We start from the raw sequence: 21,067 nt of genomic DNA, 5'->3' as shown, positions 1-21,067 counted from the left end.
ATGGTGGTGACAGTTCTCACGCCCGGGCCCCTGGCCACCCTTCAGGGCAGCGCTCGCCGCGGCCTGCGCCATCAGGGCATTCCCGCCAGCGGCCCGGCCGATCCGCTCTCCATGGCGCTCGCCAACCGGCTTTGCGGCAATCTGCCGGATGTCACCGCTGTTGAAATCATCTTCGGGGGCGCCGCTTTCGAGTTCCGTCAGGATACGGTATTTTCGTTCGCGGGCGCGGCGCTTTCGGCTACGCTGTCCGGCGCGCCCGTGCCCGCGCATGAAACCCTTGAGGCAAAGAACGGCGATGTGCTGGCATTTGCCCATCCCGCTGCGGGCGTGCGGACATATCTCGCCATTTCGGGCGGGCTCCGCGCGGAGGCGATGTTCGGGAGCGCGTCCACCTTCCTTCCTGCCGGATTTGGCGGGTTCTTGGGCCGCGTGCTCCGGGCCGGAGATCAGATGGAAGGGGCAGGCGCGGCGAACAAGCCCCCGCCTCTCGCCACGCCTACCCCCCTGCGGCCGCACATGGCGCGCGCCCACAGTCTGAGAGCGGTTCCTGGTCCGGACTTTGCCGCGCTGACGCCTGCCGTCTGGCGGGAAACCTTCCAGACAACCAACCGGATGGACCGCACGGGGCTCGAACTCACCGGCAACTGGCCGAAGCCGGAAGCTGGTGCGCACCGCCCGAGCGCGGCCCTGTTTACCGGCGCCGTACAGCTGACGCCTTCGGGAAACGGCTTTGTTCTCCTGCCGGACGCGCAGACAACCGGAGGCTATCCGCACATCCTGCAGGTAATCCGGGCAGACAGGCATCTGCTTGGCCAGATCGCGCCGGGGGACCGTGTCAGTTTCCTGACGAGATCCGTGGACGATGCATATCAGGATCTCCGGGCAAAAGCCGGATACCTTGCAGAATGGCTGCCGGAGTTTTGCTTCTAGGGCGCAGGTCCGTCCGTTGGCGAACTATCGGCGCTATAACATCGGTTGTCCATTTCCCGCTCGCGAGCATGCGCAGCAACCCACCACGCACCCAGCACGAAGCCGAAACTCGTCCCAACCCAGAACATTACAAGAGAGATAAACCAAGTCACAATCCACACCTCCTTGGTGGCCCAAGGCTTAGGAAAATGATCCCCGTGGAACTATCGCGTGGCGGCGTTTTCCAGCGCCTATCCCCAGCTTGTTCGCTGGGTCTGTGGATAGTCCGCTTCTGTTCGCCGATATTTGAATGTCAGTATACGTGGTTATCACAAATTAAGCAAGAATTGCGTTACAAGAAAGTCATGACACGGAACATGTATATATCCACATTGTCATGAAGGGCGGCTGAAACATGCCGCCTGAGCCGAGGGGTGTGTCACCATGAGGCAATGCGCCTAGATCTTTGTGGGGGTGGCCGGCGCGCGTCTTTCGAATCGGGTGGGTGGGATAAAGTCGGCTGCCAAACCGGTGCGGCAGCTCTCTTCAGGCATGGGGGGCGGCCGTCCTCCGCTGCCCCGGCAACCCCTCCCAGCGGGCGGCCGGGCTGTCCTTGGGGAATGCGGCGCGCGCTCCTGTTTCGGTCACGTGAGTGTGTTCCTGGCCGTAACGCGACCGGAACGGGTAGGCTCTTGACAGAAATAATAGATGGATGTCCAACAAACATCATATGGCCCCAAGAGGCGATAATAAGACATCCTGGGAGGATACATTGTCATTCAAACGTAACGTGCGGCTTCTGGCCGGTACGGCCCTTGTCTGGTGTGCGGCGCTGGAAGGCGCCTGGGCACAGGAAGCCACCACCCCCGCAGAACCTGAAGCGGCCGAGCCCGCCGCGCAGGAAAACGACCGGCGCCTCTCCACCGTCACCGTCACCGCGCAGCGCCGCGAAGAGAGCGTTCAGGACGTGCCGCTGGCCGTGACCGCCGTCACGGGTGAGCAGATGGCCGCCCTGCGCGTGGAGAACATCGAGAATATCAGCCTCATTTCGCCCAGTATCACGTTCAGCAAGACCAACTCCCCGGCCGCCTCGTCGAACATCCAGATCCGCGGCATCGGCACGACCGGCCAGTCACGCGTGTTTGAAGGCGCCGTGGGCGTGTTCATTGACGGCGTTTACAGAACGCGCTCCGGCCAGGCTCTGTCGAGCTTCCTCGACATGGACGGCCTGCAGGTTCTGCGTGGTCCGCAGGGCACGCTGTTTGGCAAGAACACCTCGGCCGGCGCGCTGCTGCTCAACTCGGCTGCGCCCAATCTTGATGAAGTTTCCGGCTTCGTTTCGGCCAGCTATGGCAACTACAATGCGTTCGACGTTTCGGGCGCGGTGAATATTCCGGTTACGGACACGTTTGCGCTGCGCCTTGCCGCCAGCCATTCGGAGCAGGACGGTTTCCTCGAAAGCCCGGCTGGCAAAAGCGAGGGCGACCAGAATATGGATTCGTTCAAGCTCAGCGCCCTGTGGGAACCAACCGACGCGCTCTCGGTCAAGCTGATCGCCGACTATTCCAAGCAGGATGACGAAGTGGGGTATGCCACCGTCAACGTTGTGGATGGCCCTCTGACGCCGCTGATCAACGCGCTCACCCTGGCAAACGGTCTGGCCGTTCCCTCCAACAACATCAATGACTATCAGGCCAGCATCAATACGCCGACCTCGAACAAAGTCGAAGACAAGGGCATCGCGCTGCTGGTTGACTGGGATGTTGGCCCCGGCACGCTGAAATCGGTCACCGCGCTGCGCGAGTATGATACTGTTCAGAATGCAGACGCAGACTTCACCGGCGCAGACATCCTGAACATCAACGAGCTGTTCAACTCGCAATTCTTTTCGCAGGAATTCACCTATGGCGGCGAGGTTTCCGGCGCGGTGAATGCGAACTATCTGTTCGGCGTCTTCTACTCCGATGAAGAGTTGGACATGGGCCGCAACCTCTCGCACGGCACGCAGGCGCAGGTCTTCTGGAACACGCTGCTCGGCGCGCAGGGTGTGCCCTCGGCCATCATCAATGCGGCCCCTGGCGAATGGGCGCGCGAAGTGCTCATCGGCACGGCGGAGTCCCTTGCTCTCTTCACGCATTGGGATTTTGCGCTCACGGACCGGGTCAACCTGATCGCGGGCCTGCGCTATTCGGAAGACGACAAGACAGGGTCGTTCTACTACGATCTCTTCCGCGATCCGGTGTTTGATCCCTTCGCCATTGCTGGTTCGGGCCCTGGCCCGGAATACGCCCGCAACTTCTCCGACGAGGCAGTCTCCGGTACGCTCAGCCTGCAATACCGTCTGAACTCGGACGTTATGTATTACGCAAGCTATAACCGCGGCTACAAGGCTGGCGGCGTCAACGTCGACGCCAGCGGCGCCGGCGTTCCGGGCAGCTCGCTCAACCCGCTGGATACCGGCTCGTCAGCGAATCCAGTGTTCGCGCCCGAAACCATCGACGCCTATGAAATCGGCGCCAAAGTGGACTGGATGAACGGCGCGGCCCGCACAAACGTCGCCGTTTTCTATAACGACATTCAGGATCTTCAGGTCGCCCAGTTCCTGGGGCTGATCTTCACCATCCTGAACTCGCCGGAAGCGGAATCCTACGGTGCGGAGTTCGAGCACACCCAGGCGCTCACCGATTATCTGACCTGGAACGCTTCGGCCACCTGGCTGCCGGAAGCGAGCTATGGCGAAGATGCCGGCATTGGCGTCCTCTCCGGCCGCCGCTTCCCCAACGCCCCGGAACTCTCCGCCAACACTTCGCTGAACCTCAATTATGAGCTCTCCGGTGGTAAGGCGCTGACGGGTCTCGTTCAGGTCCAGTATATGGGCGACCGGTTCACCAACACTGCGTCGAACCTGAAGGAAGATGCGGTCACGCTGGTGAACGGCAATATCGGGCTCACATTTGACTCAGGGCTTTCGGTCTCTGCCTTCATCCGTAATGCGTTCGATGAGCGCTATGTGATGCAGCACTTCAACACGCCGATCCAGGACACCGACCGGAACGGCTATGTGGCCGCCCCGCGCACCTTCGGTGTGTCTGTCCGCAAGACCTTCTGATCCAATTCCATCTGCCGCGGCGGGAGAAATCCCGCCCGCCGCGGCCAACTTTATTACGCAGGCGCACAATGAGGCGCCTTGTTTCCTCCCCGAAACTGGCGCGCTGCGCATGTTGTGCAGCGCCGCATTTTTCAGCGGCCCCGTCATCCATTTGACAGGCTGTTGCAAACACGCATCAATGTTCCCGATGCGTACAAAAGATAATCGGGCAGCGCCAAAAAGCTGACCCTGAATCTCGGGGGAGATAATGAAACAACATGAGCGTCGGCAGCAGTCGTCGGATAAACTCATCAATGCCTGTCTGGAGCTTGCCTCTGAGCAGGGCGTCTCAGCACTCACATTTGATAATATCGGTTTGCGGGCCGGATACAGCCGTAATCTGGCTTTCCAGAAGTTCGGCTCCAAGGGCGGCCTGCTGGAAGCCGTCATCAACCATCTGCATGAAGTGATGTCGGAACGCCGCCGCCGTCAGGATCTCGACTCGTTGCCGGGTCTGGACGCGCTGCTGCTCTATTGCGACGTGCATATCGCTGCGCTCGACAAAACATCGGAGATGAAGGCATATTTCATCCTGATGAGCGAGGCGATTGCGGCCATGTCCGACATGCGCGAACAATTTGTCGGCTCTCACCTGCGCTCGGCCACCGAGCTCATGCGGATCATTCGCCTCGGCCGGGAGGATGGATCCATTCGCAAGGATGTAAATGTCGAAATGGCCGCGCGCCTCATCGGCACTCAGCTGATCGGCATTTCTTCGCAATATCTGATCGAGCCGAGCTTCAATCTGAAAAAGGCCCGCAAGGAACTGCATCAGGTTATCCGCGCCGCCTATGCCGCCGGGCAGCAAGGCGATGCCTCGCGGAAATCTACCGCAGCAGTGTCGGGCAGATAGGTCGTCCGTTCACGGTAGGGAAGGCTGGTGCGCCGGTTGACGGTCATCCAGCGCGCTTATAGCGTCAGGGCCAGCCAGTCACCGGAGAGAAAGATGAAAACCCAGGCAGCCGTCGCCTATACCGGACAGCCCGGTTTCAAGTATGAAACCGTGGAAATCGAGGCGCCACGCCCCGATGAGATTCTGGTTCGCGTGCTCGGTGTGGGCCTTTGCCATACCGATCTGGTGTTCAGCTCCGGCGCGGCGCCTTATCCCTTTCCGGCAGTGTTCGGCCATGAAGGCTCCGGTGTGGTGGAAGCGGTGGGCGCGGACGTCACCAAGGTGAAGCCGGGCGACAGCGTGCTCATCACCTTCCGCTCCTGCGGCGCGTGTGACCGCTGCGGGACGGGCGACGCCGCCTACTGCCGCACCATGCCGCTGCTCAACTATACCGGCCGGCGCACAGATGGCACTTCGGCGATCAGCAACGAAGCCGGTCCTGTCTCGTCAAACTTCTTTGGCCAGTCCACCTTTGCCGGCCATGCCATCACCTATGAACGCAATGTCGTGAAGGTCGACCCCTCCCTCCCGGTAGAGATCATGGGTCCGCTCGGCTGCGGCATCCAGACGGGGGCCGGCGCCGTGATGCGCTCGCTCGCCGCGAAGCAGGGCTCTGCCTTCCTTGTCACCGGGGGCGGATCGGTGGGCCTCAGCGCCGTGATGGGCGCGAAGATCCAGGGCTGCGCCACCATTATTCTGGTGGAGCCGATGGAGTCGCGCCGCCAGCTGGCGAAGGAGCTGGGCGCGACGCATTGCATCGATCCCACGGCCACAGCGGACGTTCCTGCCGCCGTGCGCGCAATTGTGCCGATGGGGGTGGACAACGCGCTGGACACAACCGGCATCCCCGCAGTTCAGGCCGCTGCGCTTGCCTGCCTTGGCTCGAAGGCCACCCTCGGCCTCGTCGGCGTCAGCGCGCCGGGCACGCCGATGCCCGGCGATGTGAATACGGTGATGACGTTTGGTCAGGCCGTAAAAGGCATCATCGAGGGCGATTCGGATCCCGATGAATTCATCCCGGAACTGATCGAACACTTCAAGGCAGGCCGTTTGCCGTTCGACAAGCTGGTGAAGACCTATCGTCTCAGCGAGATCAACGAGGCCATCGCCGCCCAGCATCATGGCGAGTGCGTGAAGGCTGTTTTGATTCCCTAAGGACGGCGCACATCGGACTGGCGGATGTCCGCCAGCGTCCGGCAGCCCATCAGCGCCATGGTGATTTCCAGCTCCTCGCGCAGCGTGCGAATGAGGTGCGCCACGCCCAACGCGCCCGCGACGCTAAGCGCCCAGATATAGGGCCGGCCGATCATCACGGCGTCGGCGCCCAGCGCGATGGCCTTGAAGGCATCGCTGCCGCGCCGAACGCCGCTGTCAAACAGAATGGGCGCGGCCTCGTTCAAGCGCGCGGCAATTGCGGGCAGGGCGGCAATCGCGGCAGGCGCGCCATCCAGCACGCGCCCGCCATGATTTGACACCATCACGCCTGCTGCCCCGGCATCCACCGCGCGGGCAGCATCATCCGGGTGCAGAATACCTTTTACAAACACCGGTAGGCGGGTCGCCCCAACCAGCCAAGCAATGTCTGCCCAGCCTGGCGCGGCACGCATCATGGCGTCGAACACGGCGCTTTCGCCGGGTTTCAGCGCGGGTGGGGCAGTCTCCGGCGGCAGGTTGGCGGCCACCATTCCCGGCGGCAAGGCAAAGCCGGCGCGCTGTGCCCGGTTGCGGATGCCACCAATCGGCGCATCGACCGTTACCAGCAGCGCGCGGCAGCCGGCGGCTTCGGCCCGGCGCACCAGCGCTTCGGTGTCCGCGCGGGCCGGTTGCATGTAAATCTGAAACCAGACCGGTCCGCCTTGTCCGGCGACAGCCTCTATCGTCTCCGTTGCCATGCAGGAAACGGCAAATGGCGTCTGCATCACGGCGCTGGCCTGGGCGCTGGCAAGCTCCCCCTGCGGATGAAACAGCTTCTGCCAACCGACAGGCGCCAGGATGAAGGGATGGGAAAGGGCCTCGCCTGCCAGCGTCAGGCGCGTATGCCCGCCAGCCACATCGGCCAGAACGCGCGGGATCAGTGTCAGCGCTTCCAGCGCCTGGGTATTGGCGCGCAACGTAATCTCGTCGCCCGCTCCGCCGGCCAGATAGGCCAAGATGCGCGGGTCGAGCATTTTCTCCGCATACCGCTCATAATCACCAGCGCTGACGATATCCGGCGGGATGGCCGGGAGAGGGGCAGCGGCGCGGGTCATGCCTCCGCCCATTGGCGCAGGAGGTTGTGATAATGGCCGGTCAACGCCACCACTTCGGACGCATCGGAAATCTTGGCTCGCAGGGAGAGTATGGTCATGTCCAGCTGGAACAGCATGCCCCGGCGCGCATCATCGCGCACGCGGCTCTGCGTCCAGAGGAAAGAAGCGAGCCGCGCGCCGCGCGTGACAGGCTCCACGCGGTGCAGGCTGGTGGAGGGGTAGAGGATCGCGTCGCCGGCGGGCAGCTTCACCTCATGAACGCCGTAAGTATCTTCAACGATCAGTTCGCCGCCATCATACTCATCGGGGGAATTGAGAAAAACCGTGGTGGAAGCATCCGTGCGTACACTGATGCCGGTATAAGGGTCGGTATGGAGGGCGCTGTCGACATGATTGCCATAATGCCCGCCGCCTTCATAGCGGTTGAAACGCGGCGTCAGCACGGTGTGCGGCAGGGCGGCAGACTGGAACAGCGGATGGCGCAACAACGCCGCCTTTACGATCTCCCCCATCGGCTTTGCCTCGGGCGCATCAGCGGGCAGTTGCAGGTTCTGCTTCACGCGCGCCGCTTGCACCCCGGCGGTGGCGGCGCCATCGCGCCAGTCCGCCGCCGAGAGCGCGTTGCGGAGTAAGGCCAGCTCCTGTCCGTTCAGAACATCTGGAATATGCAGGAGCATGGCCGTCTTCCTTGCGTCAGAATCGGACGTTCAGCGACAGGTAAGCCGTGAGCGGCTGACCGGGGGTGAGACGCGCGCCGGAATTGTTCAGTGTCGAGATATAATCCTCATCGAAGAGGTTATACACGTTGAGCTGAAGGGCCAGCTGCTCGCTGAACTCATACCGGGCCATCGCGTCCACCACCCAGGCTTCCGGGATCACCGGAACGTTTTGGGTCGAGATGTCGGTGGCCGGGTTCACCACGCGCTTCTGTTCACCGGTATAGCGGGCGCCGCCGCCGAAGGTGAAGGCGGGGGTCAGCTTGTAGGTGCTCCAGACGGTGGCAGAGAGATCCGGCGACCAGCGCGCGGCTGCGCCCTGGGTGTTGTTGCCGGTCGTGCCTTCGGTCACTTCGGTATCCATCGTCGTCAGGCCGGCGGAGATCTGCCAGTTCTGCGTCAGCTTGCCGACAGCGGAAAGCTCGATGCCTTCCACCTTGCGTTCGCCCAGCTGCTCATAGGTGTTCGATCCCGGATCGAGCACCGCCAGTTCATCCTTGTTCGTGGTCGAATAATAGGCGGCCGATACCGCGAGGTGTTCGCCGAAGAGATCCCATTTCGTGCCAACTTCGAGGCTCTCCGTTTCCTGAGGATCGAAGGCCGGATTGTTGATGCTGGATTCCGAAGACGACAGCGAGAAGTTCGCTCCGCCCGGAGGGGTCAGCGCGTTGCCATAGCTGATATAGACGCTGCCATTTTCGCGCGGCTTGTAGAGCGCGGCCAGCTTCCAGCTGACGAGGCTGCCATCTGCGGTGATTGAGGTTGGCACCAGCGTGCCCACCGGCAGAGCTGGGTGCGAGGTGGCGGTGGAAACCGACACGGCATCATAATCGATGTCGTAATTTTCCGCGCGCAGTCCGGCGGTGAAGAACCATTTCTCGTCCAGCTTCACCGTATCGAACAGGAAGGCAGCCAATGTCGTGGTGCTGCCATCGGTTTCTGCGCCGGTTGCGTAGGGAACGGCCAGGCTGACATTGGCAGAGGGATTGTAGAGCGGCGCGGCCGGAATAGTCAGGCCGGTGGTCGAGAAGGAAAGCGACTTCTGGCTTTCATACAGGGCCTCGAGGCCGGTCGAGAAATCATGCACCAGGCGGCCGGTCGTGAAGCTGCCGGTGAGGATGGTCTGGTTGCCGAGGATTTCGTTCGTCTGGTCCACGCGCTGGCGTGAGCGGGAGACGGTCCAGGTGGCGGGATCAGAGGAAGGGGCAGACAGGGCGTTGATGCCCGTCAGCACACGGTCCATCTGTGTCTTACCATAGCGGGACGTATTGGTCAGCGTCAACCCGCCGCCAAGGTCATGGATCACCTTGGCAGTGATCATGTTGGCTTCCACATCTTCATAGTCGGCGCTGCTGCCATAGAAGTTGGAAGGATCAACTGCTGCGCCCGCGCGCAGGTCCGCGTTCGCGTTATAGAAACCTTCAAGGCCAATGGAGGGAATGCCGCCATCGGGCACATTGTCCTGAACGATGTGCTGGCCGAACAGCTGGAACTCCGTACCCGTGCCTATGCCGAAGGCGATGGAGGGCGCGATGCCGTATCCGGTGCTCGTCACTTCGTCCCGGCCCGGCACCGGCATGTCCTGCACCATCACATTGAGGCGCACGCCCGTCGTCTCGCCAAGCATCTTGTTGGCGTCGCCGGTCAGGCGGACGCCGCCCTCAGTGGTGGCCCCGGCATTGAGGGCCGTGAAATCATCCGCACGCGGCGTTTTGGAAACCTGGTTGATATAGCCCGAAGAGGCGCCCCGGCCGATATCGGAGCCGGCTGGCCCCTTGGCCACTTCAATCTGTTCGAGGTTGAAACTGTCGCGCGTCACGGCGCCCAGGTCGCGGATCCCGTCCTGGAAGATCGAGCTTTGCGAGGAGAAGCCCCGCATGGTGAAGGTATCGCCAGAGGAGGTGTTGCCGTTCTCGCCCAGCTGCATCGTGATGCCCGGCGTGTTGCGCAGCGCTTCCATGAGGCTGACGGCGCCCTGGTCGGCAATGAGATGGCCAGAGATCACGCTGATCGTCTGGGGCGTGTTGACCAGTTCCTGGGTCAGCTTCGGGGAGGAAACGCGCGGCACGATGTAAAGGGTTTCACCCTCCACAACCACCGTCTCTTCGCGTTTCTCCGGGTCGGTGTTGCGGGCGTCGTCGGCTTCCGCATGGGCGGCGAGCGGGCCGCTCAGGGCGGCAATCAGGGCAAGGCTCGTGGTCAGTCCATGTTTGCCACTGCGTATCATTATCGTCTCCAGAATGTGGGGGCGTCCGGGCGGCGCAGGTGCTTGCGCCAGGCGCGGACGAGGTTGGCTGTCAAAATGCCCGCAAAGCGCGGGGATAGGGCAGGCCATGAACGTGCCAGGGAGGTCCGGTGTCCCATGCGGCTCGTTGGGCCGCAGGCGGAAATGGGCAGAACCTCCCGAGAACGGCCATCGGGCCGGATGGAAAACCTCTCCTGTTTCTTTCCTCTTGGGGGGCGCAAAGAAGGCTGATCCCTGCTTCACGCAGCGGACTCAGTGGCTCCAAATCACCCCGGAACAGCGGGTAGGCCTATTGAGAATGGTTTGCAAGATGAATCTTGCAAATGCTTCACATTCTCGTTTGTGTGTGCTGAGGGCGCAGCAAGGAGGCCCGAAGGCGCTTAACCGGCGCTGTCGGGGTCAAAGTGACAGAAATAACGAGCTCCCCAGGAAGTTACCGGACATCTGGATACCTTCCCACAGGCTCACTCTATAGGTCGCCCGCTTAAAATTGATTGGATCAATAGTTTCGCCTGACGCACTCTCTCCGGACAGATTCACACGCGAGGAGAGAAACAATGGACGGCAACGACCTGCCCCCCCAAGACAAATGCCCCGTCATGCACGGCGCCATCACGGTTGCGGGCAATTCCAACACGGCCTGGTGGCCGGAAACGCTGAACCTCGACATTCTTCACCAGCACGACACGAAGGTCAGCCCGCTTGGTAAGGACTTCAACTATCGCGATGCGGTCAAGACGCTCGATTTTGAAGCCCTCAAGAAAGACATGCACGACCTGATGACCAACAGTCAGGAGTGGTGGCCGGCTGACTATGGCCATTATGGCGGTCTCATGATCCGTCTCGCCTGGCACTCCGCCGGGTCCTACCGTCTGGCTGATGGCCGCGGCGGTGGCGGCTCTGGCAACATCCGCTTTGCCCCGCTCAACTCCTGGCCGGATAACGGCAACCTCGACAAGGCCCGCCGCCTGCTTTGGCCGATCAAGAAGAAATACGGCAACAAGATCTCCTGGGCCGACCTGATCCTGCTGTCGGGCACTATCGCGTATGAAAGCATGGGCCTCAAAACCTATGGCTTCTCCTTCGGCCGCGAAGATATCTGGGCGCCGGAGAAAGACGTTTACTGGGGCGCAGAGAAGGAATGGCTCGCGCCGTCTGACTCGCGCTATGAAAATGTCGACCAGCCCGAGACGATGGAAAACCCGCTTGCTGCCGTGCAGATGGGCCTCATCTACGTCAACCCGGAAGGTGTCAACGGCAAGTCCGATCCGCTGAAGACGGCGGCCCAGGTTCGCGAAACCTTTGCCCGCATGGCGATGAATGACGAAGAAACCGCCGCGCTCACCTGCGGTGGTCACACCGTCGGCAAGGCCCATGGCAATGGCGACGCCAGCAAGCTCAGCCCGCCGCCGGAAGGCACGGACCTCGAAGCCCAGGGCTTCGGCTGGCTGAACCCGCATATGGACGGCAAGGCCACGAACGCCATCACGTCGGGCATCGAAGGCGCCTGGACCACCCATCCCACCAAATGGGACATGGGCTACTTCAAGCTGCTGTTCGGTTATGACTGGGAACTGACGAAGTCGCCGGCCGGTGCCAGCCAGTGGCGCCCCATCAACATCAAGGAAGAAGACATGCCGGTCGATCCGACAGATTCTTCCAAGCGCGTCATGCCGATGATGACCGATGCCGATATGGCGATGAAGGTGGACCCGACCTACAACGCCATCTGTCAGAAGTTCATGGCGGATCCGGCCTATTTCGACGACTGCTTCGCTCGCGCCTGGTTCAAGCTGACCCACCGCGACCTCGGCCCCCGCGTCCGCTACATCGGCCCCGACGCGCCGAAGGAAGATCTGATCTGGCAAGACCCAGTTCCCGCCGGCGACACATCCTACGATGTGGCTGCCGTCAAAGCGAAGATCGAAGCCTCTGGGCTGTCGATCTCCGAAATGGTCTCCACCGCCTGGGACAGCGCCCGCACGTTCCGCGGCTCTGACCTTCGCGGCGGCGCCAACGGTGCCCGCATCCGCCTCGCGCCGCAGAAGGATTGGGAAGGCAACGAGCCCGCCCGCCTGCAGAAGGTGCTTTCGGTGCTCGAGCCGATTGCCCGGGAAACAGGCGCCAGCGTGGCAGACGTGATCGTCCTTGCCGGGAATGTTGGTATCGAGAAGGCCATCAAGGCGGCCGGTCTCACTATCGCCGTTCCTTTCGCGCCGGGCCGGGGCGATGCCACGGCAGAACAAACCGACGCAGCGTCCTTCTCCGTTCTGGAGCCCATCGCTGATGGCTTCCGCAACTGGGTGGCGAAGGAATATGCCGTGAAGCCGGAAGAACTGCTGCTCGACCGGGCTCAGCTCCTCGGCCTCACGGGCCCGGAGATGACGGTTCTCCTCGGCGGCCTGCGTGTCCTCGGCGCCAACCATGGCGGTACGGCGCATGGCGTGTTCACCGATAAGGTTGGCGCGCTGACGAATGACTTCTTCGTCCACCTTACCGACATGGGCTATCGCTGGGTGCCGAAAGGCAAGAATGCGTATGACATCGTGGACCGGAAGACCGGCGCCGTGAAGTTCACCGCAACCCGCGCAGACCTGGTGTTCGGTTCGAACTCCATCCTGCGCGCCTATGCCGAAGTCTATGCCCAGGACGACGCGAAAGAGAAGTTCGTGAAGGACTTCGTGGCAGCCTGGACCAAGGTGATGAATGCAGACCGGTTCGATCTGCACTGATCGGCCAGCGAACTGAAAAACAGGAAGGGCGGTTCGTGAGAGCCGCCCTTTTTATTTGCCCGAACGGGGGACGATTATCCCGTCTGCCCATCCAGCGCCAGCTGCACCCAGGCGCGCGTTTCCGCTTCCGGGCTCTCAAGCCCCTGCGCCACGTCTACGCGGTAGTGCGGCGCCACGCGGGCCAGCACCATGGCGTAAAACTTCTGTACGCGGGCAATGTCGTCCTGCGTATCGCCATCCCACGCCTCGGTGGCTTGCCGCTCCGTCGCCAGCGTGTCCAGCCGCGCCAGCATCTCGCGCACCTCCAGAAGGCGGCAATTGTCCGCCATTTTCTGCAGGCGCTCGGCGTCCGGCATGTCATAAGGGGAAAGCCCCTCATGGGCTGCGGCGGAAAGATAAGGCAGCAGGGAAATCTTGTTCACAGCCGGCCCCTGCCATTCCTCCAGCAGGGCCCCCCAGATTTCCTGTGCCTGATCCGTCCAGAGACGTTCCTCTTCGAGGCTGGCAAAGCCTGAATTGAACGGGTCGTCGGGTTTGTAGCCATTCTGGAACAATTCGTCCCAGCGCCGGATGCGCTCGATCAGCTCGGCGCTGAAGCCAAGGCTTTCCGGATCAATATTGGTATAGGTCTCGTCATCCCATAGCGGCCAGCACTGGTATTCTGGCGCCAGACGCAGGCAGCTCGGCGGTTTGGTGGGGTCATAGTCTGGCCCTTCATCCTCTTCCGGATCAAGAAAGTCCGGATAGTTTTTGCCCTTCCTGCTGGAGGGGCCGCTGCTGGTATTTGTCAGCAGAAAGACGAATGCTGCCGTCAGCGCGCCCATCGCGGCAAGATCAGCCAGCAGGCCGGCAATCCCCGTGCCCAGCCAGATTCGCCATAGGTTCTGCTGCTCCGTCATCAGTACCAGGGCAAATACGCCCACATAGATCAACAGCGCGTTGCGCGTCGCTACCCGGCCGCGCCGCTCCGCCTCATCGGTGACGGGACGGTGGCGCGCGGCCCAGAGGAGGTATCCGGCCTGTGCCGCGATGTTCAGGGGGAAGATCACCAGCGCCGCCCGGCTCTGCGCCATCAGCGACAATCCCGATGCCAAGGTCAGCCAGCCGCCAATCGTCAGCAGGCGGGTTGCCGTCTCCTCAACGCGGTCGCGTTTCAGGGTGATGGCGGCAATCGCCTGGTCCAGCAGCCGGTCCATCGCCATGCGCCGGATGAGCACCACCCCGCCAAGCGTGTAGAAAAGACCGATGGCAAAGACAATCCAGGGCAGGGCGGTCAGCATGGCGGTCTGTCAGCTCCGGAAGGGCAGAAGGGGGCTGCTCCACCGTTAGTCAGGATCGCTTGCGCCGCCAGCCCCTGAAACGGGGGAGTTCAGAACGGCGAAATTGCCAGCCGGATGATCTCCGTCAGCCGCTTCTTCAACTTTTCGCGCACCTCTGGATCATCCGTCATGTCGCCGGAAATATGCTGGCTGATCGACGTGCCAAGCAATACTGCGCCAAACAGCTGTGAGCGCTCCTTGGCATGCTCCCCGCCGATCACCTCGGCAAAGGGCCCATGAAACCGTTCGTGGATTGAGGCGCGCACAATCGGGCCGGCAATCGGGGAGTTGCCCGAATGCAGCATGACGAGGATATCCTCCAGAGGCTTGCCGTCATCTTCCGGGTCGAACATCAGCTCGCCCACTCGCTCTGGCAGGCCTTCCAACTCGCTGCCGATCACGTCCACGCCGCGCTCGCCCGAATTCATCACGGCGGCGAAAAGCTCTTCCTTCGATCCGAAATAGCGCGACACCAGCGCCGCATCTGCCCCCGCCAGAGAGGCGATCTCACGGATGCCGACATTCTCGTAGCTGTCGCGTGCAAACAGGGTTCGCGCCGCGCAGAGGATGGCGTTTTTGGTGCTGGCGGCGTCCCGGCGCCGGATTGGCTGACTACATTTCATACGTTTTCCTACCCCACAAAAATTAATTTGTCATCACCTGTTGACTTACGCTTCCCGCGACGTCATATGCGGTCAACAGCTGATGACTTACAGGCGTTTCCCCACCGTTCCGCCTTGTTTATGAAGGAAAAATGAATGCGTTCGCGCCATTTTGCAACCGTTTCCGTTCTGGTAACGGCACTTGTCGTGGGGGCATGCAGCGCGCCCCAGGCACAAGAACAGGGCGGTCCTCCCCCGCCGCAGGTTGATGTTGCCGTCCCCCTCTCTTCCCAGGTTGCTGACTGGAACGGTTATACCGGCCGTTTCGAGTCCGTTGAACGCGTAGATGTACGTGCCCGCGTCAGCGGCTATGTGAAATCGGTGGCGTTTGAAGATGGTGCCCGCGTCAAGGCAGGGGACCTGCTGTTCACCCTCGATGACCGTCCGTTCCGCGCGACGCTCGCCCAGGCTGAAGCGCAGCTCGCTCAAGCCAAGGCGCAGCTCGGCCAGGCCCAGTCGGATCTGGAACGCTCCGAAAAGCTGGCTGAATCCGGCGCCGTGTCGGTCGAGGAACTCGAACGCAACCGCACCAGCCTGGCCAGCGCGCAGGCCAGCGTTGCCGCCGCCGAAGCCGGGGTAGAGGCCGCTCGCCTTGATCTCAGCTTCACGCGCGTGACCGCCCCCATCGATGGCCGCGTCTCGGCCCGCAATGTTGACCCCGGCAACCTCGTCGCTGGTGGCAACTCGGCCGGCGACATTCTCACCACCATCGTGCGCGACGAAGAACTCTACTTCACTTTCAACGTCTCCGAGGCCGACTATCTCCGCTACATGCGCGCCGAACAGTCCGAAGGCGCCGTGAAGGCAGAGGCCCGCCTGCAGGATGAGGCCACCTTCACGCGCCCGGGCGAAGTCATCTTTGCGGACAACCGCATGGGCGACACCACCGGCTCGATCCGTGTGCGCGCGCTGGTCGAGAATGAAGACGGGCTCATCCGTCCCGGCATGACCGGCGAAGTGCGTATCAACGGCTCGGCCCCTTACGCCGCGCTGATGGTGCCGCAAGCGGCCGTCCAGACCGATGGCACACGCCGAACACTGTTCCTGGTCAATGAGCGCAACGAGGTTGAGGCTGTTCCGGTCCAGCTGGGTCCGCTCAGCGGCAACATGCAGGTCATCACTGGGGGTATCCAGGCGAATGATCGCGTGATCGTCAACGGCCTGCTGCGTGCCCGTCCGGGCGCGACAGTCAACCCCGTTTCGGTTCAGCTTGACTATGAGACCGCGCCCGAAGGCCCGGTCACCGTCCAGAGCCGTCCGGCCATGACGGCCCGCCGCATCGCAAACTGACACGCGGCGGCCTGCTGGCCGTCAGCCTATTCCATTCTCTTCCTCCCAGAGAGACGAACCCATGCGCCTGTCCCATTTTTTCATCAAGCGGCCCATTTTTGCGGCCGTTATCTCAATTGTGATCACCCTGCTCGGCGCATTCGCGTTCCCGCGTCTTCCGCTTGCTCAGTATCCTGAAATTGCCCCGCCCACGGTGGTTGTCAGCGCGTCCTATCCCGGCGCATCGGCCGAAGACGTGGCTAACCAGGTTGCCGCGCCGCTGGAGCAGGAAATCAACGGCGTGGAGGGCATGATCTACATGACCTCCTCGTCCACAGCCGACGGTATGGTCATGCTGACCATTACCTTCGAGCCGGGAACCGATCTCGATACCGCTCAGGTTCAGGTCCAGAACCGCGTCTCCCGCGCGGAGCCGCGCTTGCCCGAACAGGTGCGTCAGACAGGCGTTTCCGTCAACCAGCAGGCATCCGGTTTCCTTCTGCTCGTTGCGCTCGTCTCGCCGGGCGGCCAGCTCGATCAGGATTACGTGGCCAATTATGCCGCCTCCACCATCAAGGACCGCTTGCTGCGGATCAATGGGGTTGGCGGCATTGAAGTGTTCGGGGGTGGTAACTATTCCATGCGCGTCTGGATCAATCCGGAACGCGCCGCCGCGCTGAACCTCACCTCCAGCGACATTGTCGCCGCCCTCCGTGCCCAGAACATCCAGGCTGCTGGCGGTACGCTCGGCCAGGCGCCCTTTGCCGAAACGGGCGCGCCCGAGTTCCAGATCCCGGTTCAGATACGCGGCCGCCTGATCGAGCCGGATGAGTTCGGGGATGTTGTCATCCGGCGGGATGCGGATGGTTCTGTCGTGCGCCTGCGCGATGTGGCCCGTGTCGATATCGGCGCTGAAACCTATCTGATGCGTTCTTATTTCGACGGGAAACCCGGCCTTGGCCTGGCTGTCAGCCAGCTTCCCGGTTCCAACGCGCTGGATACCGCAGAGCATGTGCTGGCGGAAATAGAACTGGCGAGCCAGGAATTCCCCGAAGGCCTGGAATACATGATCCCCTATAACCCGACAGAGTTCGTTGAGGCCTCTGTGTCGGCGGTGGAACATGCGCTGATCGAAGCGGTGTTCCTGGTGATGATCGTCATCCTCGTCTTCCTGCAAACCTGGCGCGCGGCGCTGATCCCGATCCTCGCGATCCCGGTCTCCATCATCGGCGTGTTCGCCGTGCAGCTGGCGCTCGGCTATTCGATCAACTCGCTGTCCCTGTTCGCCCTGGTGCTCGCCGTGGGTATCGTGGTGGATGACGCCATCGTCGTGGTGGAGAATGTCGAGCGCTCGATCCGCGAAGGCAAAAGCCCCATGCAGGCGGCCATTTCCTCGATGAACGAGGTGGGCGGCGCGCTGATTGCCATGAACCTCGTGCTGGTCTCGGTGTTCGTGCCCACCCTGTTCATGGGCGGTATTCCGGGCATCTTCTACGAGCAATTCGCAGTCGCCATCGCTTCGGCGGCGGTCATCTCGCTGCTGGTGTCGCTCACCCTGTCGCCGGCCCTCTGCGCGCTGCTTCTGAAGCCGCACGAAGAACACGGCCACAAGAAGGGCAACCCCATCCTCGCCCCTCTGCGCTTTGCCGGCAACGCTTTTAACAACGGTTTTGACTGGCTGTCGAACGCATATGGGTCGTTCGTCGCCAAACTCGTCCGTATGCTGGTGATCGTGATGATCGTGTATGCCGCACTTCTGGCCACTACCGGCTGGCGTCTCACGGCAACGCCCACGGGCTTCATTCCGGAGCAGGATCAGGGCTTCCTGATCGGCGTTGTCCAGCTGCCCGCCGGCGCGTCGCTGGAGCGCACCGACACCGTGATGCGGCGTGTCGTTGAAGAACTGCGCGCAACCGAAGGCGTCCAGGGCGTTGCCGCCATGGTCGGCATGGACGGCTCCAGCTTCTCGGCGGCGTCCAATGCAGGCACGATGTTCATCCGCCTGGCAGACTTTGAAGAACGCAAAGGCCGCGACGATCTCTCCGCCGTTGCCATCTCCCAGCGTCTCACCGGCCATTTCATGGCGGCGCTTCCCGAAGGCAACGCCTTCATCATTGCCCCGCCAGCTGTGCAGGGCATGGGGCAGGGCGGCGGCTTCAAGATGATGATCCAGGACCGCGCCGGTGTCGGCACCGCAGCGCTCCAGCAGGCAACCTATGCCATGATGGGCGCCGCTGCGCAGGATCCGCGGGTTACCAGCGTCTACACAACCTTCGACACCAACTCCCCCACCGTTCGGGTGGAGGTGGACCGCGACCGCGCCCAACTCCTGGGCGTGGAACCGGGGGACGTCTATTCAACCCTCGGCACCAATCTCGGTTCCACCTATGTGAACGACTTCAACTTCGTCGGGCGCACGTTCCGGGTCACCGCGCAGGCAGATGCCCCGTTCCGCGAAACGGCCGCCAGCATCGGCCAGTTCCAGGTGCGCTCGTCCACCGGTGAAATGGTGCCGATCTCTGCTGTGGCTCAAATCATCGATGGCTCCGGCCCGGTCCGCATGGTGCGCCACAACATCTTCCCGGCCATCGAACTCAACGGCCAGACTCCGGCTGGCGTCTCCACCGGTGAATCCCTGAAAGCGATGGAAGAGATCGCCGCTCAGGTTCTGCCCGAAGGCGTCAGCTATGAGTGGACCGAGATGGCCTATCAGGAGAAGGCGGTCGGCAATTCCAGCACGATGATCTTCGTGATGGCCGTTATCTTCGTCTTCCTCGTCCTGGCCGCCCAGTATGAAGCCTTCACGCTTCCCTTCGCGGTTATCTTCATCGTCCCGATGTGTATCCTTGCCGCCACCATCGGCATCAACATCGCCGGCATGGCCAACGACATTCTCGCCCAGGTCGGTCTCATCGTCCTTGTCGCGCTGGCCGCCAAGAACGCGATCCTTCTGGTCGAGTTTGCCAAGCAGCAGGAAGAAAACCACGGCCTCACACCGCGGGAAGCCGCCGTCTCAGGAGCCCGGATGCGTCTGCGCCCCATCCTGATGACGTCCTTCGCCTTCATCTTCGGCGTTATGCCCCTGGCATTCGCCACCGGGGCAGGGGCCGAGATGCGCCAGTCGATCGGTATCACCGTGTTCTCCGGCATGATCGGGGTGACAGTGTTCGGCCTGATCTTCACTCCGGCCTTCTATGTCATTGGACGGATGATCTCGAAAATTCTCCCCGGCTCAAACCACAGCCATGACGATCACACACCCACGCCGGTCGAAGGAGGCCAGGCATGACACATTTCAAACTCACCACCCTGACCAGTGTTGCCGCGCTCGCCCTGGCGGCCTGCGCTACGGTCCCGGCCGCCCCTGACAGCACTGTCACCCCCCGCGTCGAAGGCGCGTTGATCTCGGCGGAGAATGCCGGGGTCACCGATGCGGCTGTGCCGAAAGACTGGTGGCGCCTCTATAACAGCCCGGAACTGGACAGCCTCGTCCAGACGGCACTCGCCAACAACCGCACCCTGGCCGGCGCGGCGGCAAATCTGGAGCAGGTGCGCGCAGGTCTCACCGAGGCGCGCTCCGCCCTCCTTCCGTCCACCACCGCCACCGCCAGTGGTCAGTATGCGCGCGATCCGAGTTTTGCCCCGGGCGATGTGGAGACCGATGTTTATTCCCTCGGCTTCCAGACCAATTATGAGGTCGACATCTTCGGCCGGGTCAGCGCTAGCATTGATGCGGCCCGCCAGGATGCCGCCGCTGCGGAGGCGGCCTATCAAGCGGCCTCGCTGATGGTGGCCGGTGAAACCGCCCGCGCATGGATCGATTATTGCGCCGGCAATATCCAGCTTGAAACAGCCGAGTCGAACTATGGCCTGCAGGAAGAGACCCTGGGTCTCACGCGCACGCTGTTCGATGCCGGCCGCGGCATCCGCCTGGATGTCGTGCAGGCCGAGGCCGCGCTGCGCCGCGCCGAAGCCGATATTCCGTCCGTGCGCGCTGCACGTGACGCCGCCTTGTTCCGCCTGGCCCGCCTGACTGGCCAGACCCCGCGCGAGATGAGTCAAGCGGTCCCCGCGTGCGAGAGCATGCCGCAGCTCGTCTCGCTCCTCCCCACCGGGGAAAGCGCAGCCCTCCTTGCGCGCCGTCCGGATGTGCGCCAGGCGGAACTTCAGCTTGCCGGCGCGGCGGCCCGTGTGGGCATCGCCACGGCAAATCTCTATCCCTCGGTCAGCATCGGCGGCTCGGTCAGCACCGCGTCGCTGGGCGGGACAGGTGACCTCTTCAAGGAAGACGGCCTCAGCTTCGGTATCGGCCCGCTGATCAGCTGGAACTTCCCGAACGTGGCCGCTTCCCGCGCGCGCCTGAAATCGGCAGAGGCCGGCGTGGACATCGCCCTCGCCAATTTCGACGAGACCTTCCTCACGGCGCTGGAAGAGGCCGAAGTCGCCCTCACCAACTATGCTGCCGAGAAAGAGCGCTATACCGCCCTGGAAGCTTCTGCCGCAGCGTCCGAAGAAGCCGCCCAGCTTGCCCGCACCCGTTACCGCGCCGGCTCGGCCAACTTCCTCAGCGTCCTCGATGCAGAGCGCACCTTCATCGAAACCCGCACTTCGCTGGTCCAATCGGAAGCGGCAAAGGCTAGCGCGGAGATCAACGTCTTTATGGCCATGGGTGGCGGCTGGGCTGACTAGCTCTGGCTCCACCAGTGGCCCAGCACGGCGCGGGATGGCACCAGCTGTCCCGCGCCGTGTCCGTTTGTGTCCGGATTTGTCCGGTTCCTGTTGGAGTTTTTTTGGAGGTTTCCGGAAAAAACTCCAACGCCGCAGCCCTCACTTTCCACGCCCTCTGGGAGAGGGGGGACCCTCGGCATTTCCCAGGTAAAAATCTGGGACCTTCTCTCCGACCTTCCCCAAAACCGGCCGCGCCCC

At 62.5% G+C, this 21,067-nt stretch carries 13 protein-coding genes; 8 read left to right on the top strand and 5 right to left on the bottom strand.

Annotated features, from left to right (window positions below; genetic code table 11):
- The 4 genes from HPO_RS07145 (at position 1) to HPO_RS07130 (ending at position 6,104) form a co-directional block, all read left to right on the top strand.
- Entirely contained in the window at positions 1-930 is a 930-nt protein-coding gene (locus HPO_RS07145) for a 5-oxoprolinase subunit C family protein (protein WP_051612399.1), read from the top strand.
- A gap of 751 nt (positions 931-1,681) precedes the next feature.
- Positions 1,682-4,018, top strand: a complete 2,337-nt coding sequence (locus tag HPO_RS07140; RefSeq protein ID WP_051612398.1) for a TonB-dependent receptor — start codon at positions 1,682-1,684, stop codon at positions 4,016-4,018.
- 247 nt (positions 4,019-4,265) lie between these two features.
- Positions 4,266-4,910, top strand: a complete 645-nt coding sequence (locus HPO_RS07135; protein ID WP_051612397.1) for a TetR/AcrR family transcriptional regulator — start codon at positions 4,266-4,268, stop codon at positions 4,908-4,910.
- A gap of 93 nt (positions 4,911-5,003) precedes the next feature.
- The gene (locus HPO_RS07130) at positions 5,004-6,104 is read left to right on the top strand and encodes an NAD(P)-dependent alcohol dehydrogenase (protein WP_035596327.1); all 1,101 of its coding nucleotides are present in this window, start codon (positions 5,004-5,006) and stop codon (positions 6,102-6,104) included.
- Here the strand turns inward: HPO_RS07130 and HPO_RS07125 are convergent.
- The 3 genes from HPO_RS07125 to HPO_RS07115 are packed head-to-tail and all read right to left on the bottom strand — an operon-like array spanning position 6,101 to position 10,141.
- Positions 6,101-7,198, bottom strand: coding sequence for an alpha-hydroxy acid oxidase (locus HPO_RS07125; protein WP_035596325.1), 1,098 nt, complete (start codon positions 7,196-7,198; stop codon positions 6,101-6,103). The two genes, HPO_RS07130 and HPO_RS07125, sit on opposite strands and share 4 nt — an antisense overlap.
- Positions 7,195-7,875, bottom strand: a complete 681-nt coding sequence (locus tag HPO_RS07120) for a Fe2+-dependent dioxygenase (protein ID WP_035596322.1) — start codon at positions 7,873-7,875, stop codon at positions 7,195-7,197. The genes HPO_RS07125 and HPO_RS07120 overlap by 4 nt, the downstream gene beginning before the upstream one ends.
- 16 nt (positions 7,876-7,891) lie before the next feature.
- Positions 7,892-10,141, bottom strand: a complete 2,250-nt coding sequence (locus tag HPO_RS07115) for a catecholate siderophore receptor Fiu (protein ID WP_035596321.1) — start codon at positions 10,139-10,141, stop codon at positions 7,892-7,894.
- Between the two features lie 575 nt (positions 10,142-10,716).
- Between HPO_RS07115 and katG the strand changes: the two genes are divergently transcribed.
- Positions 10,717-12,891, top strand: a complete 2,175-nt coding sequence (gene katG, locus HPO_RS07110; protein WP_035596319.1) for a catalase/peroxidase HPI — start codon at positions 10,717-10,719, stop codon at positions 12,889-12,891.
- A gap of 74 nt (positions 12,892-12,965) precedes the next feature.
- Here katG and HPO_RS07105 read toward each other — a convergent pair whose 3' ends face one another.
- Together HPO_RS07105 and HPO_RS07100 are read right to left on the bottom strand one after the other, a co-directional pair.
- The gene (locus tag HPO_RS07105; RefSeq protein WP_035596316.1) at positions 12,966-14,171 is read right to left on the bottom strand and encodes a hypothetical protein; all 1,206 of its coding nucleotides are present in this window, start codon (positions 14,169-14,171) and stop codon (positions 12,966-12,968) included.
- Between the two features lie 89 nt (positions 14,172-14,260).
- Positions 14,261-14,833, bottom strand: coding sequence for a TetR/AcrR family transcriptional regulator (locus HPO_RS07100; RefSeq protein ID WP_035596313.1), 573 nt, complete (start codon positions 14,831-14,833; stop codon positions 14,261-14,263).
- A 135-nt stretch (positions 14,834-14,968) separates the two neighbouring features.
- Here HPO_RS07100 and HPO_RS07095 point away from each other — a divergent pair, with 135 nt between their 5' ends.
- The 3 genes from HPO_RS07095 (at position 14,969) to HPO_RS07085 (ending at position 20,830) form a co-directional block, all read left to right on the top strand.
- Positions 14,969-16,162, top strand: coding sequence for an efflux RND transporter periplasmic adaptor subunit (locus HPO_RS07095; RefSeq protein WP_035596311.1), 1,194 nt, complete (start codon positions 14,969-14,971; stop codon positions 16,160-16,162).
- A 61-nt stretch (positions 16,163-16,223) separates the two neighbouring features.
- Entirely contained in the window at positions 16,224-19,430 is a 3,207-nt protein-coding gene (locus tag HPO_RS07090) for an efflux RND transporter permease subunit (RefSeq protein ID WP_035596309.1), read from the top strand.
- On the top strand, positions 19,427-20,830 hold the full coding sequence (locus HPO_RS07085) for a TolC family protein (protein ID WP_035596306.1): 1,404 nt from the start codon (positions 19,427-19,429) through the stop codon (positions 20,828-20,830). The genes HPO_RS07090 and HPO_RS07085 overlap by 4 nt, the downstream gene beginning before the upstream one ends.
- Positions 20,831-21,067 lie beyond the last annotated feature (237 nt).

The organism is Hyphomonas polymorpha PS728 (genome assembly GCF_000685315.1).
GTDB lineage: Bacteria > Pseudomonadota > Alphaproteobacteria > Caulobacterales > Hyphomonadaceae > Hyphomonas > Hyphomonas polymorpha.
This window is presented reverse-complemented; position numbering and strand designations above follow the sequence as displayed.